The following is a 14258-nucleotide window of genomic DNA, read 5'->3' as shown; positions in this document are numbered from 1 at the left end:
GCCTTGGCCTCGTCATCCTCGACGCCTGCCGCAACAATCCGTTTGCGGCCCGGATGAATCGCTCGATCGCCACGCGCGCGGCCACGATGAGCGGGCTCGGCCGCATCGAGCCCGTCGGTAACGTCCTCGTCGCCTATGCCGCGCGCGACGGCACCACGGCGCTTGACGGCGACGCGCGCAATAGCCCGTTTGCAGCGGCGCGCCTCGTACGCCGGCGTCGCCAACGATCGATCCCGCTTTGGTCGGCACCTGGGAGATCATGGTGCCGAGCGGCCGCGGGCAGTCGCGCTGGATCTGGCAGATCATGGGCGACGGCACTTACAGATTCCACGCCGAGCCACCGCGCTCGGCTCGTCCGCACGAAGGCACGATCACCGCCGCGAACGGCCACTGGACACTGCACGCCCAAAGAGGCCTGCCGGGCTACAGCGACAGCGGCGCATACGAGATCCACGATGCGCTGGCAGTGATCACAGGCAAGCTGGGCACCGGCGCCTGGAAGCGCAGCGCCGAGTAGCTGCGCATGCGCGCGCTGATGCCGTCTCCCTCAAGGGCCGCGTTCGTGGCCGCGTCGTAGCCCCGCACCCTGCTCTCTGGAACCCGGATTTCCCCAATGCCGCAACGCTGCGCGCCTTGACGCATCACGCCCGGGCAGGTTTAATGGATTTCAACAACATTTGTTCGCATTCCGAACATTCTGCCGTCGGGCAAAAGCGGGTTCACAACACCGCGTCCCGCGCCACCAGAGGAAACGTCACCGATGCAAGCCATCCTCTCCGGCGAAAGCACGCTCGTCGTCGCGATGATCGTCGCCTATATCGCCTTCACCTCCTGGCTCACGCTGAAGCTGCGCAGCCGGACCAGCGATCAGTTCATGACCGCGTCCCGCGCGATGCCGGCCGTCGTCGTCGGCGTGCTGATGATGTCCGAATTCGTCGGTGCCAAATCGACCGTCGGCACGGCGCAGGAAGCGTTTCAATCAGGCATGGCGGCCGGATGGGCCGTGCTCGGCGCCTCGATCGGCTTCCTGCTGTTCGGCCTGCTGATGGTGAAGAAGCTCTACAGTTCCGGCGAATACACCATCTCGGCCGCGATCGCGCAGAAATACGGCAAGTCGACCATGCTCACCGTCTCCGTGATCATGATCTACGCGCTGCTGCTGGTGAATGTCGGCAACTATGTCAGCGGCGCAGCCGCGATCGCCACCGCGCTGCATGTCAGCCTCCCCGTTGCGATGTGCATCATCGCGGCGGTCTCGACCTTCTACTACGTGTTCGGCGGGTTGAAGGGCGTGGCCTGGGTGACGATCCTGCACAGCGCCTTCAAGGTCGTCGGCATCATCATCATCTTCGCGGTCGCGATGTCGCTGACCGGCGGCATCGCGCCGATCCAGGCCAAGCTGCCGGCGTATTACTTCTCCTGGGACGGCAAGATCGGCTTTACGACCATCTTCGCCTGGACCTTCGGCACGGTCGGCGCGATCTTCTCGACGCAATTCATCGTGCAGGCGATCTCCTCGACGCCGAGCGCCGATGCCGCGCGCAAGGCGACGTATTATGCCGCCGCGTTCTGCCTTCCGCTCGGCTTCCTGCTCGCGTTGATCGGGGTTGCCGCAAGATATCTCTATCCTGACATGAACAGCCTCTATGCGCTTCCGGTGTTCCTGGAGAAGATGCCGCCGCTGGCCTCCGCCTTCGTGACGACCTCGCTGGTCGCCTCGATCTTCGTCAGCGTCTGCACGGTCGCGCTCGCGATCGCTTCGCTGGTAGTGCGCGACTTCTATGTGCCCTATTGGAAGCCGACGCCGGAGCGCGAGCTGAAGATGACGCGCGTGTTCTCGATCGTGATCGCGATCGTGCCGCTGATCTTCGTGTTCTTCATTCCGGAGATCCTGAAGCTGTCGTTCTTCACGCGCGCGTTGCGGCTGTCGGTGACGATGGTGGCGATGATGGGCTTCTATCTGCCGCTGTTCGCCAGCAACCGCGGCGCCACCGCCGGCCTGATCGGCGCTGCCGTCTCGACCACGGTCTGGTACCTGCTCGGCAATCCCTTCGGCATCGACAACATGTATATCGCAGCCGCGACGCCGCTTCTGGTGATGGCAGTTGAGCGCCTGGTGATGGGCCACGCTCCCGCCGCGCCGCAGGCGGCGCAACCCAATGCACTCGTGGAAAGGACTTCGACATGATTACCGAACTCGAGATCACGGCCGACGGCGCCGTTCGCCCAGCGGCTGGCGATCCCGACCGGTTCGAGGCCTTCATTCCCTCACCGTGCGTGCAGAACCACGCCGCCAATTTGATGCCGCTCGCCAATGGCGATCTCGCCTGCGTCTGGTTCGGCGGCACGCAGGAGGGCATGTCGGATATCTCGGTGTATTTCTCGCGGCTTCCTCGCGGCACGACGCAATGGTCGGCGGCCGAAAAGCTGTCCGACGATTCCGGCCGTTCCGAGCAGAACCCGGTGCTCTTCCCCGCGCCCGACGGGATGCTGTGGCTGATGTGGACCGCGCAGCTTGCGGGCAACCAGGACACCGCCATCATCCGCCGCCGCCTCTCGCGCGACCATGGCAAGAGCTGGGGGCCAATCGAGACGCTGTTTCCCGAGCATCGCGGCCGCGGCACCTTCATCCGGCAGCCGATCGTCGTGCTCGACAATGGCGACTGGCTGTTGCCGGTGTTCTATTGCCACAGCACGCCCGGCAAGAAATGGAACGGCGACGAGGACACCAGCGCGGTAAAAATCTCGTCCGATGCCGGCGCAACCTGGCGCGATGTCGACGTCCCCGGCAGCCGCGGCTGCGTGCATATGTGCATCGCGCGCCTCGACGACGGCTCGCTGATTGCGGTCTATCGCAGCCGTTGGGCCGACAACATCTATCAGAGCCGCTCGACCGATCACGGCCGCAGCTGGTCGGCGCCGGTTGCGACCGCGCTGCCCAACAACAATTCCTCGATCCAGCTCACGCGGCTCGGCAACGGCCATCTCGCGCTGGTCTTCAACGATTCCAGCTCCAAGGATGCGACCGGGCGCCGGCTCTCGCTCTATGACGAGATCGAGGACGACCTTCCGCCCGTGCTCGCCGGCGATGGCGGCAAGTCGGACGGACGCACCGCGTTCTGGGGCGCGCCGCGGGCGCCGATGACGCTGGCGATCTCGGCCGACGGCGGAACGAGCTGGCGCAAGCGCAACGTCGAGACCGGCGACGGCTATTGCATGACCAACAATTCGCGCGACCAGACCAATCGCGAGCTGTCCTATCCGTCCGTCAAGCAGACCGCCGACGGCGCGATCCACACGGCCTTTACCTTCCATCGCCGCGCGATCAAATATGTGCGCGTGAGCGAGACATGGGTGACGCGAGGCTGAGAGCATGGACAAGCGGCACGCGCTCGTCACGGGCGCCAGTTCGGGGATTGGCGCGGCGATCGTCGATCGCCTGTTGCGCGACGGCTGGCGCGTCACCGGGATCAGCCGTCGTGCTGGGACGTTCGACCATCCGGCGTACGCGCATTTGTCGCTCGATCTCGCTGATGTCGATGCTATCAAAGCCGCCGTTGCCGAACTCGCGCCGATGGCGCTCGTTCATGCCGCGGGCATGTTGAAGGTCGCTCCGCTCGGATCGCTGAGCCACGACGACGGTGCCGCGATGTGGCGGCTGCATGTCGACGTTGCGATGCGTCTCGCCGACGCGCTGGCGCCGCGCCTGCCGCAGGGCGGACGCATTATCTTCATCGGCAGCCGCACCGCATCGGGCGCAGCCGGCCGCGGTCAATATGCGGCGACGAAAGCAGCGCTGGTCGCGCTGGCGCGATCCTGGGCGAGCGAGCTCGCGCCGCGTGGCATCACGGTCAACGTCGTTGCGCCCGCCGCGACCGAGACGCCGATGCTCAACGACCCAACGCGCGCCAATGTCACGCCAAAACTGCCGCCGATCGGCCGCTTCATTCAACCGGAAGAAGTCGCAGCCGCCGTGGCGTTCCTGCTCTCAGGCGAAGCGGCCGCCATCACCGGGCAGCAGCTCGTGATCTGCGGCGGCAGCTCGCTCTGAGCTACAATCCCGGTGATCTCGCCGCCCAGGCCTTGGTGGCCTGGCAGCTTTCCATCGCTCGAACGTAGGCAGGGCGTGCGGTCGTACGGGCGAGATAGTCCCGCTCGACAGAACCCGGGACGTAGTTGCCGGTTCGCAGACCGAGCAGCAGGGCGTAGCTCACCGAGATATCGGCAGCCGTGAATCGGCCGCCGGCGAGATAGGGGCCATCCGCGAGGCGGCGGATAACCAACCCCAGCCGGCCCTCGAAGGTCTCGCGTGCCCAGCGGGTCACCCGCACCTCTCGCTCAGCTTCCGGCGCCAGTTGGCGGCCGACAATGACGGCGTTCATCGGCCCGGCGAGCCCGGCCTCGCCTAAGTGAAGAAATTGGAGATAGGACGCGAAGGCGGGATCGTCCGGGGCGACGGCAAGCGAACCCGAGCCGTGGCGGGCGAGCAGGTACTCGAGAATCGCGATCGATTCGACCATGATCGTCTCGCCGTCCTGCAATGCGGGAATGAAGCCCGCGGGATTGATCGCGAGGAAATCGCGATCAATCTCGGCTGCGAGCAGATCGACCGGGCGCAGCCGATAAGCCAATCCCAGTTCCTCGAGCAGCCAGACAACACGGAAGCCACGGCCTTCGCCATAGACGGTGAGCATGGTTAAGCGCTCCTAGATTGGGCTAGATGTACCAACTCGCAGAGGTCAGCCAGTCGCGCAACGGGCTCCTAGCTCACGCCTCGTCGAGAACCTCGAACAATTCCTCGACCATGTCGAACGGGGCATCGCGCGTCTGGCTGTGATAGACGACGCGATCGCCGTCGCGTTGCAGCGTCTTCCCCTTGGATTTCCGCAAGCGTCCCGGCAGGAACGTCGCGGCCACCGCGCTTTGCCCGACGTCGAGGCGAACAATGCCTCGACGCTTGCAGTCCAGCCGCAGCCGCGCAGCTGCAAAGACATCGCGGGCGGCCGGCGGCAAGGGTCCGAAGCGGCGCGAGGTTTCCTCCTCGAGATCGTCGAGCTCGTCCTCGCTGGCGCAGCGCGCGGCACGGGCATAGAGCTCCAGCCGTACGGGAGCGGATTGCACGTAGCTCTCCGGGAGCATGTCCGCGACCGGCAAATTGAGGTCGGGCACCCACACCACGGACCTGCCGTCGTCGACCTTCTCCGAGGCCATCTTCAGCAGATGACTGTAGAGCACCGGGCCGAAAACCTGGACGTGGCCGGATTGCTGCTCCGAGAACAGATCGCCGGCGCCGCGGAGGTCGAGGTCGCGCTCGCTGATCGCAAAGCCCGCGCCCGGCCGGCTGAACTCCTCCAGCACGGCGAGCCGCTTCTCGGACTGCACCGAGGCCGACTCGGTCAGCAGAAATGCGAAGGCGCGGATGCCGCCACGACCGACGCGTCCGCGCAGCTGGTGCAGCTGGGCGAGACCGAAATTCTCGGGCCAGCACACCACGATGGTGTTGGCGCGCGGAATATCGAGGCCGCTCTCGACGATGTTGGTGGCGAGCAGGACGTCGGCCTTGCCCTCGACGAAAGTCATCATGCGGTCGTCGATCTCGTCGGCCGGCAATTTGCCGTGCAGGCAGACGATCTTGAGATCTGGCGCCACCGCCTGCACGCGCGCCAGCATGGGCTCGAGATCTTGAATGCGCGGGCAGATCAGAAAGCTCTGCCCGTGCCGCCGCTGCTCGCGCAGCAAGGCCGAGGCGATGGCGGCATCCGACAGCGGCGCGATCTTGGTCGCGACCGGAAGCCGTTGCACAGGCGGCGAGGCAATGACGCTCAGATCCCTGAAGCCGGCAAGACCCGCGGCGAGCGTGCGCGGGATCGGCGTGGCGCTCATCCAGAGCGTATGGGCATTCTTGGCAAGCCCCGAGAGCTTTGCCTTCTCGGCGGCGCCAAAATGCTGCTCCTCGTCGATGATGACGAGGCCGAGGTCGTCGAACTTCACGTCCTTCGAGGTGAGCGCCTGCGTTCCGACCACGACTTTGATCCGGCCGCTGCGCAAGCCTTCCTTGGTCTCCCGCGTCTCGGCACCGGACGTGGCGCGCGACAGGCTGCCGACCTCGATGTCGAGCGGCGCAAACCGCTTGCGGAAGGTCGCGAGGTGCTGCCGCGCCAGCACGGTCGTCGGCACCGCGATCGCCACCTGCTTTCCGGACAGCACCACGGCGGCCGCCGCGCGCAGCGCCACCTCGGTCTTGCCGAAGCCGACATCGCCGCAGATCACCCGGTCCATCGGATGGCCTGACGCGAGATCATCCAGCACGTCGTGGATCGCCTTGGCCTGATCGATTGTCGTAAAATAGGGGAAGCGCGCGACGAATTTTTCGTAGGCCGATCCCGGCGGAACCAGCTTGGCGGCCTTCCGCCGCTTGCGTTGACTGATGTGCTTGGCGAGCGCCTTGCCGGCGAGCTGGATCTCCTGCTCGGCGCCGGTGCGGCGGGCCCACCATGTGCTGCCATCGGCCTTGTCGAGCGCGAGCTTGCCGCGCTCTGTTGAATAGGGCCACATCTGCGCCAGATCAGGCGGCGGCACCAGAACCGCGTTGTCACCGGCGAAGGACAATCTGACCATCTCGCGCAAGGCGCCGCCGCCGGTGTTCACGGTCTGCAAGCCAGCGAGCACGGCGAGGCCGCGCTGGAGATGCACGACCACCGTGCCCTGCTCCGGCACGTCGGCATGATCGAACGCCGCGATCCAGCTTCGCGCCATCGGCTGCGGGTGATGCGCGCGGCTGCCGAGCACGTCACTCGCGGTCAGCACAACGGCAGGCTTCTTACCGGGAATGACGAAGCCGGAATCGAGATCGGCCAGCAGCGCCACGTCGCGATGGCGCGCGCTCTCGGCCTCGCCCCAATTCGCGACGCGCTCCGCCCGCACGCCGCTCATCCGTTCCATCGCGCGCAGATCTTCTTCCTGGGCCGCGACGAGGATGAGGCGCGAACCAGCGCGCCTGATCTCTTCGACGTAGGCGCGCAGGGCCTTGCGGGTGGATGTCAGCTTGGAGAATTCCGGCGTCGGCTGGAACGGCGCGGTGCGCGGCAGCACCTTCATGCCGCGGGTCGACTGCTTCCAGTCGGGGCGTCCCAGATATTCGCGCTCCCGGTCCGCGCGGCCCGCGGCCTCCTCGATCGTGCTCAGCCAGGCATCGGCATGCACCGACACGCCGGCGTCCGCGATCCACTTGGCCTTTCCGCAATAGTCGAACAGCGTCGCGCGCTTGGCCCGCGCGCCGGTGATGGCTGTTCGTTCCGACATGGGATCGACCAGAAGCTCCTTGGTCTCGAAGATGATGTCGTGCTCTTGCGGATCGAACGCCACGATCCGGCGGATGGCGCGCCCGGAATGCTCCACTCGGAACGGCCCCAGCGCGCCTGCGGGAAAGATCTCGAAAGTCTGGCCGTGAAACAGCGCGCCGCCGGGATAATCCGGCTCGTCATCGAGATCATAGCCCAGCTCTTCGAGACGGACGCGAAGCTCGTTCTCGGAGAAATGGCCGCCGACCTTCAAGCTCGTGTTCAGGCGCAACAGGTTCGCCGGCGGCGGCAGGCGCTCCATCACGGCTTCCGCCGTCGAGACCAGAAAGATCGGTTGTTTGGCTTTCGCCAGGCGCCGCAGCACCGAGGCTCTGCGGCCGGCAATCTCGCGCGATGGTTCCAGTTGATCGAATGGCAGGGTGTTCAGTCGCGGAAACACCAGCACCTCGCAAGACGGGTCGAGCGCGTGAATCACGCTGCCGAGCCGCTCCGCCCTGTTCTCGCTCTCGGCGAGGAACACGAGACCGCTGCGCCCGGACTCCTTCCACTGCGCCAGCAGATGCAGCGCCATCATGCCGAGCGGCGACGACGACGAGATTGTGGCGCGCTGCGAGCCTTTGCCTTGCTTCGAGGAGGTCTTGCCTGGCGAGCGCCTGCTTGTTGGGCTCTTGGCCGGCGGGCGCTTTTTTACCGCGCTCTTGACTGGCGAACTCTTCTTGAGCGAGCTCTTGGCTGCTGGCAGCAGTTTCCTGGAATGACGCACGTGAATCCGTTTCTCGTCGTAGGCAATCGTCAATGGCACGCGCAGCCGAGGTCAGGTCGATTCGGTCGCGGATGGTCATGCATGCATATGGGAAGGGGCGCACGAACGCACGCCTCCCCAAACCTCGTGCGACGTGAACGTCGCCGGCAAACGCAAAAAGCGCGAGGACAAGCCGCCAGTCGTCTAGCAGACGCGCCGGCCCATTTCCACTGTTGTGATCACGCAGCGGCTAAATGATGCCGCTCTGCCGCAGCGCTGCAATCGCAGCCTTGTCGTAGCCGAGTTCCGCCAGCACAGAATCAGTATGCTCGCCGAGCGTCGGCGGACGTGCTGAGATTTCACCTGGCGTTTCCGACAGCCGGATAGCGGCACGCGCAACCGGTGCCTGCTTCGGCAAGCCGGGATAGTCGACGTCCTGCAAAAAGCCGGCGGCGCGGATGTGCGGATGATCAAGCGCCTGCTGCGGACTCAGCACAGGCCCGGTCGGAATCATCGCCTTGCCGAGGGTGTCGACCGCCTCCTGCGTGGTGCGCTCGGCGCACCAGCGCGCCATCCGCTCGCTGATGACGGGCCCGTTGTTGCCGCGGCTGATGTCGTCGGCAAAGCGCGGATCGTTCAGCCACTGCTCCTCCTCGCCCATCAGTCTGGCCCAGCGCTTGAACAGCGGATGGCCCGTGACCTGGCACAGCACCCAGCCATCTTTGGTGCGGTAGATATCGGCCGGCGCCGCGGTCTGGCCGAGATTACCTGTTGGGACGCGGTTGACGTTGATAACTGCCTGCTCGATCAGCGTCGCATTGGTGAAGGACAGCGCGGTCGCGAGCAATGCGCCCTCGACGATCTGCCCGCGCCCGGATTTGCCGCGCTCGATCAGGGCGGCAAGCGTCCCGAACGCGCAATGCAGCGCGGTGCCGAAATCGACCCAGTTCACCGCCGCGCGGTAAGGCGGATTGCCGGCGCCGGTCATGTAGACCGAGCCCGACATGACTTGGCCGACGCCATCGAAGCCGACGCGGTCGGACCACGGCCCCGGTCCGCCGAACGCAGTGGCGGTCGTTAGAATAATGTCGGGCTTGATCGCCTTGAGCTGCTCGTAATCGAGCTTCATCGCACGCAGGGTCTGCGGCGGTAGATTGGCGACGACGACATCCGCCGTCTTGATCAGCCGGCACATCACCTCCTGCCCCTCCGGCGTCATCGGATCGAGCGTGATGCATTTCTTGTTGCGGTTGACCTGGAGGAACAGCGCGCCCTCGCCACCTTCGCCGACCGGCGCCACGAAGCGATCCTCGCTGCCGTCGCGCTTTTCGACACGAATGACCTCGGCACCGAACTCGGCCAGCAATGTCGCGCAATACGGCCCCGCGATATAGCGCCCGAAATCGAGGACGCGCACGCCTTCCAGAACTCCCATCGACCTCTTCTTTCTCTCGCGATGTCCCGTCAGATTACAGGGAATGGGTGCCACGGCAAGGTGCAGCGCACACGATGCCTTGTCCTCAAGATGCTGCCCTCAAGATGTGATCATCCAACCGTTTCGGCTGGCGGAAATTCTGCTCTAGTATGGAGCCAGCAGTCCCTCCAGCGAAAAGCGCACAGCCATGCCGCAACAATTCGATCGATCCGCAGAAGATCTCGGCAACGCCATCCATTTCGAGCACGTCAACATCCAGGTTCCGGACCAGCGCCTCGCCGCGCTATTCTACGTCACCGGCCTCGGGCTGACCCGCGATCCCTATCTGATGGTGTCCGACACCAACATGTGGATCAATGCCGGACGAAGCCAGTTTCATCTGCCCAGCGGCAAGGCGCAGGTCCTGCGCGGCCATACCGGGCTGATTATCGAGGGCCGCGAGGCGCTGCTGGCGCGACTGGCCTCGGTCAGAAGCAAGCTCGAAGGCACCGCCTTCGCGTATGCCGAGCATAATGATCATGTCGAAGCGAGCTGCCCGTGGGGCAACCGCATTCGCGTCTACGAACCCGACGCGGCGCGCTTCGGGCGCATCACGCTCGGCATCCCCTATGTCGAGTTTGATGTTCCGGCTGGATCGGCGCAGGCGATCTGTGCGTTCTATCCCGAGATCATGGGCATGCCGGCGGCTTTGCGCAACGGCGACGGCAAGGTTGCGGCGGTGAAGACCGGCCGCGACCAGCATCTGCTGTTCCGCGAAACCGATCGGCCGCAGCCCGGCTATGACGGCCATCATGTGCAGATGTATATCACCGATTTCTCCGGCCCCTACCGCAAGCTGCTGGCGCGCGACCTGATCTCGCGCGAGGACAACCAGTATCAGTACCGGTTCTGCGACATCGTCGATCTCGACAGCGGCAAGCCTCTCTTCACCGTCGAGCACGAGGTGCGCAGCGCAACGCATCCGATGTTCATGCGGCCGATGGTCAATCGCAATCCTGCGGTGAACAATCGCAACTACGCCTACAGCCACGATCAGGCATCGTGGGCGATGGGCCCGGATCAATACGAGGGATAAGGCGACCAGCCTTCGCCAGCACACACCGTCTCGACCGCCGACGAAGCGGCTTGTGTCAACGCGAGGCCGGGTCCGTCAGGCCTGGTCGCCCGTTCTCACCGGCAGCGCGTCCACGCTGCGCGATGATGTGTCCTGCTGTCCCGGCACAAGCGTCGGTTTCGGCGCCGTTCGGGCGATGCCGGCCAGCGCCAGCTTGCGCCGGCGTCGGGCCTGCAATTGCTGATCCGCCAACACGCCGATCAGAATCACCGTTCCCATCACCGCGAAGTTCAGGGAATTGGGGATGCCCAGGATATTGACGAGGTTCTGCAGCACCTGCAGCAGCGCAGTCCCCAGCACGATACCGAGAATTGAACCCTCGCCGCCGCGCAGGCTGCACCCGCCCAGCACGGCAGCCGCGATCGCGTAGAGCTCATAGAAATTGCCGAAGGAGCTCGGAGACACCGAGTTCGTGTAGAACACGAACAGGACCGTCGCAACTCCGGCGAGCCCACCACTGATGATATAGGCGGTTGCGATCACCATATTCGTGTTGATGCCGGAGAAGCGCGCCGCCTCCTCGTTCTTGCCGACGGCATAAAGCCAGCGTCCATAGACCGAGCGGTGCAGCACTACGCCGAGGACGAGCGCAAGGATGATCAGGAGGATGAAGGTGTTCGGGATGCCCGCCACATGACCGGAGGCAATGTTGCTCAGGGTCCCGGCCTCGTCGCCATATCCGAAGCCGCGTGTCGAGTCGGTCGTGTAGTAGCGGGCGGCGCCGCGATAGATCAGCAACCCGCACAGCGTCACGATGAAGGGCTGCATTTTCAGCCGCGTGATCAGGAGCCCCTGGATGGCCCCGAGCACCAGTCCGCCCAGCAACACAGCCAGCAGCGCCAGGGGCCAGGGAACCTGGTACGTCGTCAGAAGATCGACGAAGACGACACCGAGCAGCGCGAACATCGAGCCGAGCGAAAGGTCGATGCCCCCGGTGATGATCACGAGCCCTTCACCAAGCGCAAACACGCCGAACAGGCCGATCAGATTGGCCAGGTTCAGCAGGTTCACCACCGACAGGAAGGCCGGATTGATCATGCCCGTGATGACGGAAATCACCACGAGCAGCAGGCCGAGGCCGAGTTCTTTCTTGTTCATTGCGCAGCGGCTTCCACGGGTTCCAGCGCCTGGCCTATTGCAAGCCGCAGCACGTTGTATTCGCTGAATTGCGGGCGCTCCAGCATACCGCTGACTCTGCCTTCATGCATCACCGCGACCCGGTCGGAGACGCCGATGACCTCTTCCATGTCCGAGGAGATCATCACGATCGCGACGCCCTGGTCGGCGAGTTCGCGCATCAGCGCATAGATCTCGCTCTTGGCACCGACATCGATGCCGCGGGTCGGCTCGTCGAAGAACATCACGCGCGGCTGCATGGAGAGCCACTTGCCCAGCACGACCTTCTGCTGGTTGCCGCCGGAGAGGGTCACGGCCTCCATATCGACGCTCGGCACCTTGATGGAGAGCCGCCTGACCTGCTCCTTCGCGACATTGCGCTCGGACGAACCATTGACCAGCCACATCCGCGCGTAATTCAGCAGGCTCGCCAGCGTCACGTTCTCGCGGATCGGCAGCTCCAGCACGAGCCCGGTTTTCTTGCGGTCCTCCGGCACCAGATAGATGCCTTGCCTGATCGCGTCCCGGGGCGATGCGACATCGACCGGCGCGTTGTCGATCCTGATCTCGCCACCCAGCACCGGATCGATGCCGAAGGCCGCGCGGGCCAGCGACGTGCGACCAGCGCCCACCAGTCCTGCCAGTCCGAGGATCTCGCCATGCCGCACGGAAAGATCGATCTGCCGGTCGGGGAAGGCTGACGTCACGAGGCCGACGATGTCGCAGCCGCCCGGCTGCGGCGGCCGTTTCGGCGGCGTATACAGCGCTTTCAGGTCGCGGCCGATCATCAGCCGGATCATGGCGGCATGGCTGAGCTGGTCTCGCGCCAGCTCTCCCACCGTGCGCCCGTCGCGCAGCACCACGACGCGATCGGCGCAGGTCATGATCTCGCCGAGCCGGTGGGAGATATAGATCACCGCGATGCCGTGCGCCTTCAGATCGGCAATCACCTCCAGCAGCCGCTCGGTCTCCGAAATCGTGAGACTCGAGGTCGGCTCGTCCATGATGATCACGCGGGCGTCGATCGAGAGCGCCTTGGCGATCTCCACCATCTGACGTTCGGCAATCGACAGATTTTCGACCAGCGTGTCAGGGCCGAAATCGGCGCCCAGCCGCTCCAGCAGCGGCGTCACGCGGGCGCGCATCTGCGCGCTGTCGACCAGCTTCAGCGGGCCGCCGACGAGCTTCTCGCGTCCGATGAAGACGTTCGCGGCGACGTCGAGATTCTCGAACAGGTTCAATTCCTGATGCACGAAGGCGATGCCGGTCTGCGTCGCCTCGGTCACCGTCAATTGGGCATGGTCCGTGCCGCCGATGCGGATGACGCCCGCGCTTGGCTCAGTCACGCCGCCCAGCACGCGCATCAACGTCGACTTGCCGGCACCGTTCTCGCCGATCAGGCCCAACACCTCGCCGCGGTGCACGCGCAGGCTGACATCGTTGAGGGCCATGACCCCGGGATAGGACTTGCTGATCCCGACGAGTTCGAACAGGATTTCCGCCATTCACTTCCTCCTGCTCGACGCCCGACGGCCAATGGCCGCCGGGCGTCGAAAGGCACTCAAAGTCACTTCTTCAGCAGATCCTTCATTTTAGCAGTGAACTCCGCGACGTTGGTCTTGCTGATCACCTGGGTCGGCACAATCAGCTTGCTGTCGGCCGGAATCCAGGACTTGTCGCCGTTCAGCGTCTTGATGATGTTGGTGGCGGAGAGATAGCCGAATTCGAACGGCTGCTGCACCACCGTCGACTCGATCGTGCCGTCGGCAATTCCCCGCAGCGTGCGCTGATCCTCGTCGAAGCCGACGATCTTCACCTTGCCGGCCTTGCCCGCCGCCTTGACCGCATCATAGATCAGCGGTGTCTCGTAGCTCCAGAGGCCGGACAGCAGCGCAATGTCGGGATATTTGACGAGCACGTTCTCCATGTTCGCCTTGGCCTTGGCGGAGTCCACCTGGTCGGTGAACACGTCGACCAGTTCGATCTTGGTGCCGGCGATCGCTTCCTTGATACCCTGCACCCGCTCGCGGGCGTTGTCCGCGTCCATCGTGCCGACGAACAGCGCGATCTTGCCGCCGCTCGGCAACGCCTTCTTGAACTCCTCGCCTGCTTGCCGCCCGGCCGCGACGTTGTCGGTGCCGATATAGGCGAGACGCTTGCTCTGAGGCGCGTCGCTGTCCGTCGTGATCAAGACGGTCTGGGACGCGACCTTGTTGAGCTCTTCGGTTGCGTGCGGCGCATCGTCGACCGAGATGGAGATGCCGGCGACGCCGCGCACCAGCAGGTCGTCCAGCTCGCGCCGCTGGCCCGCCGCGGTGGCATCGTTGGTGACGATCAACTGGATATCGTATTCCGGGTGCTCCTTCTGAGCCTTCTCGAGCCCGCGGCCGGCGATGACCCAGAAATCGGCCGCGGCATTGGTCACCAGCGCGATGGTCTTCTTCTGCTGGGCCTGCGCCGCACCCGAAGCAAGCGCGAACGCAGCAGCGGTCGCGAGCAACGGCACTAGAAATTTCTTCATTGATCCGTTCATGTTACCTCCCTTTGGTC

Annotated in this window: 12 protein-coding genes; 6 read left to right on the top strand and 6 right to left on the bottom strand. The window is 64.9% G+C overall.

Translation table 11 applies throughout. The features are described from left to right. The first annotated feature begins 238 nt into the window (after nt 1-238). From ACLFLU_RS12870 to ACLFLU_RS12855, 4 genes are all read left to right on the top strand, one after another. On the top strand, nt 239-517 hold the full coding sequence (locus ACLFLU_RS12870) for a hypothetical protein (RefSeq protein WP_426412553.1): 279 nt from the start codon (nt 239-241) through the stop codon (nt 515-517). 243 nt (nt 518-760) lie between these two features. After that, nucleotides 761-2188 (top strand): sodium:solute symporter family protein, encoded by a 1428-nt coding sequence (locus ACLFLU_RS12865; RefSeq protein ID WP_426412552.1) that lies wholly within the window; start codon nt 761-763, stop codon nt 2186-2188. Next, nucleotides 2185-3369 carry a sialidase family protein gene (locus ACLFLU_RS12860; protein ID WP_426412551.1) on the top strand — a complete coding sequence of 395 codons (1185 nt, stop codon included), beginning with the start codon at nt 2185-2187 and terminating at the stop codon, nt 3367-3369. Before ACLFLU_RS12865 ends, ACLFLU_RS12860 begins: the two co-directional genes overlap by 4 nt. 4 nt (nt 3370-3373) lie before the next feature. Beyond that, a complete protein-coding gene (locus ACLFLU_RS12855) occupies nt 3374-4051 on the top strand; it encodes an SDR family NAD(P)-dependent oxidoreductase (protein ID WP_426412550.1) in 678 nt (225 codons plus the stop codon). Between the two features lies 1 nt (nt 4052). On the opposite strand, the gene ACLFLU_RS12850 is transcribed toward ACLFLU_RS12855, so the two are convergent. Next, nucleotides 4053-4694, bottom strand: a complete 642-nt coding sequence (locus ACLFLU_RS12850) for a glutathione S-transferase family protein (protein ID WP_426412549.1) — start codon at nt 4692-4694, stop codon at nt 4053-4055. 73 nt (nt 4695-4767) lie between these two features. Further along, the gene (locus ACLFLU_RS12845; protein ID WP_426412548.1) at nt 4768-7875 is read right to left on the bottom strand and encodes a DEAD/DEAH box helicase; all 3108 of its coding nucleotides are present in this window, start codon (nt 7873-7875) and stop codon (nt 4768-4770) included. Between ACLFLU_RS12845 and ACLFLU_RS12840 the strand changes: the two genes are divergently transcribed. Further along, the gene (locus ACLFLU_RS12840; protein ID WP_426412547.1) at nt 7874-8059 is read left to right on the top strand and encodes a hypothetical protein; all 186 of its coding nucleotides are present in this window, start codon (nt 7874-7876) and stop codon (nt 8057-8059) included. The two genes, ACLFLU_RS12845 and ACLFLU_RS12840, sit on opposite strands and share 2 nt — an antisense overlap. Nucleotides 8060-8293: 234 nt before the next feature. Here the strand turns inward: ACLFLU_RS12840 and ACLFLU_RS12835 are convergent, their stop codons facing one another. After that, a complete protein-coding gene (locus tag ACLFLU_RS12835; protein WP_426412546.1) occupies nt 8294-9478 on the bottom strand; it encodes a CaiB/BaiF CoA transferase family protein in 1185 nt (394 codons plus the stop codon). Nucleotides 9479-9665: 187 nt separating this feature from the next. Between ACLFLU_RS12835 and ACLFLU_RS12830 the strand changes: the two genes are divergently transcribed. Then, complete coding sequence (locus ACLFLU_RS12830; protein ID WP_426412545.1) at nt 9666-10553, top strand: VOC family protein; 888 nt, start codon at nt 9666-9668, stop codon at nt 10551-10553. Nucleotides 10554-10628: 75 nt separating this feature from the next. On the opposite strand, the gene ACLFLU_RS12825 is transcribed toward ACLFLU_RS12830, so the two are convergent. The 3 genes from ACLFLU_RS12825 to ACLFLU_RS12815 form a co-directional block, all read right to left on the bottom strand. After that, nucleotides 10629-11690, bottom strand: a complete 1062-nt coding sequence (locus ACLFLU_RS12825) for an ABC transporter permease (protein WP_426412544.1) — start codon at nt 11688-11690, stop codon at nt 10629-10631. Then, nucleotides 11687-13213, bottom strand: coding sequence for a sugar ABC transporter ATP-binding protein (locus tag ACLFLU_RS12820; protein ID WP_426412543.1), 1527 nt, complete (start codon nt 13211-13213; stop codon nt 11687-11689). Before ACLFLU_RS12820 ends, ACLFLU_RS12825 begins: the two co-directional genes overlap by 4 nt. A 62-nt stretch (nt 13214-13275) precedes the next feature. Further along, nucleotides 13276-14241, bottom strand: a complete 966-nt coding sequence (locus ACLFLU_RS12815; RefSeq protein WP_426412542.1) for a sugar-binding protein — start codon at nt 14239-14241, stop codon at nt 13276-13278. Nucleotides 14242-14258: the final 17 nt, after the last annotated feature.

The sequence above is a fragment of the Bradyrhizobium ganzhouense genome, assembly GCF_049949285.1.
In the GTDB taxonomy this organism is placed as follows: domain Bacteria; phylum Pseudomonadota; class Alphaproteobacteria; order Rhizobiales; family Xanthobacteraceae; genus Bradyrhizobium; species Bradyrhizobium ganzhouense.
This window is presented reverse-complemented; position numbering and strand designations above follow the sequence as displayed.

Coding starts and splice junctions, on each gene's coding strand:
- ACLFLU_RS12860 (WP_426412551.1), top strand. CDS start 2,185: ATGATTACCGAACTCGAGATCACGGCCGACGGCGCCGTTCGCCCAGCG.
- ACLFLU_RS12855 (WP_426412550.1), top strand. CDS start 3,374: ATGGACAAGCGGCACGCGCTCGTCACGGGCGCCAGTTCGGGGATTGGC.
- ACLFLU_RS12835 (WP_426412546.1), bottom strand. CDS start 9,478: ATGGGAGTTCTGGAAGGCGTGCGCGTCCTCGATTTCGGGCGCTATATC.
- ACLFLU_RS12820 (WP_426412543.1), bottom strand. CDS start 13,213: ATGGCGGAAATCCTGTTCGAACTCGTCGGGATCAGCAAGTCCTATCCC.
- ACLFLU_RS12815 (WP_426412542.1), bottom strand. CDS start 14,241: ATGAACGGATCAATGAAGAAATTTCTAGTGCCGTTGCTCGCGACCGCT.
- ACLFLU_RS12850 (WP_426412549.1), bottom strand. CDS start 4,694: ATGCTCACCGTCTATGGCGAAGGCCGTGGCTTCCGTGTTGTCTGGCTG.
- ACLFLU_RS12865 (WP_426412552.1), top strand. CDS start 761: ATGCAAGCCATCCTCTCCGGCGAAAGCACGCTCGTCGTCGCGATGATC.
- ACLFLU_RS12830 (WP_426412545.1), top strand. CDS start 9,666: ATGCCGCAACAATTCGATCGATCCGCAGAAGATCTCGGCAACGCCATC.
- ACLFLU_RS12845 (WP_426412548.1), bottom strand. CDS start 7,875: ATGATGGCGCTGCATCTGCTGGCGCAGTGGAAGGAGTCCGGGCGCAGC.
- ACLFLU_RS12825 (WP_426412544.1), bottom strand. CDS start 11,690: ATGAACAAGAAAGAACTCGGCCTCGGCCTGCTGCTCGTGGTGATTTCC.
- ACLFLU_RS12840 (WP_426412547.1), top strand. CDS start 7,874: ATGCCGAGCGGCGACGACGACGAGATTGTGGCGCGCTGCGAGCCTTTG.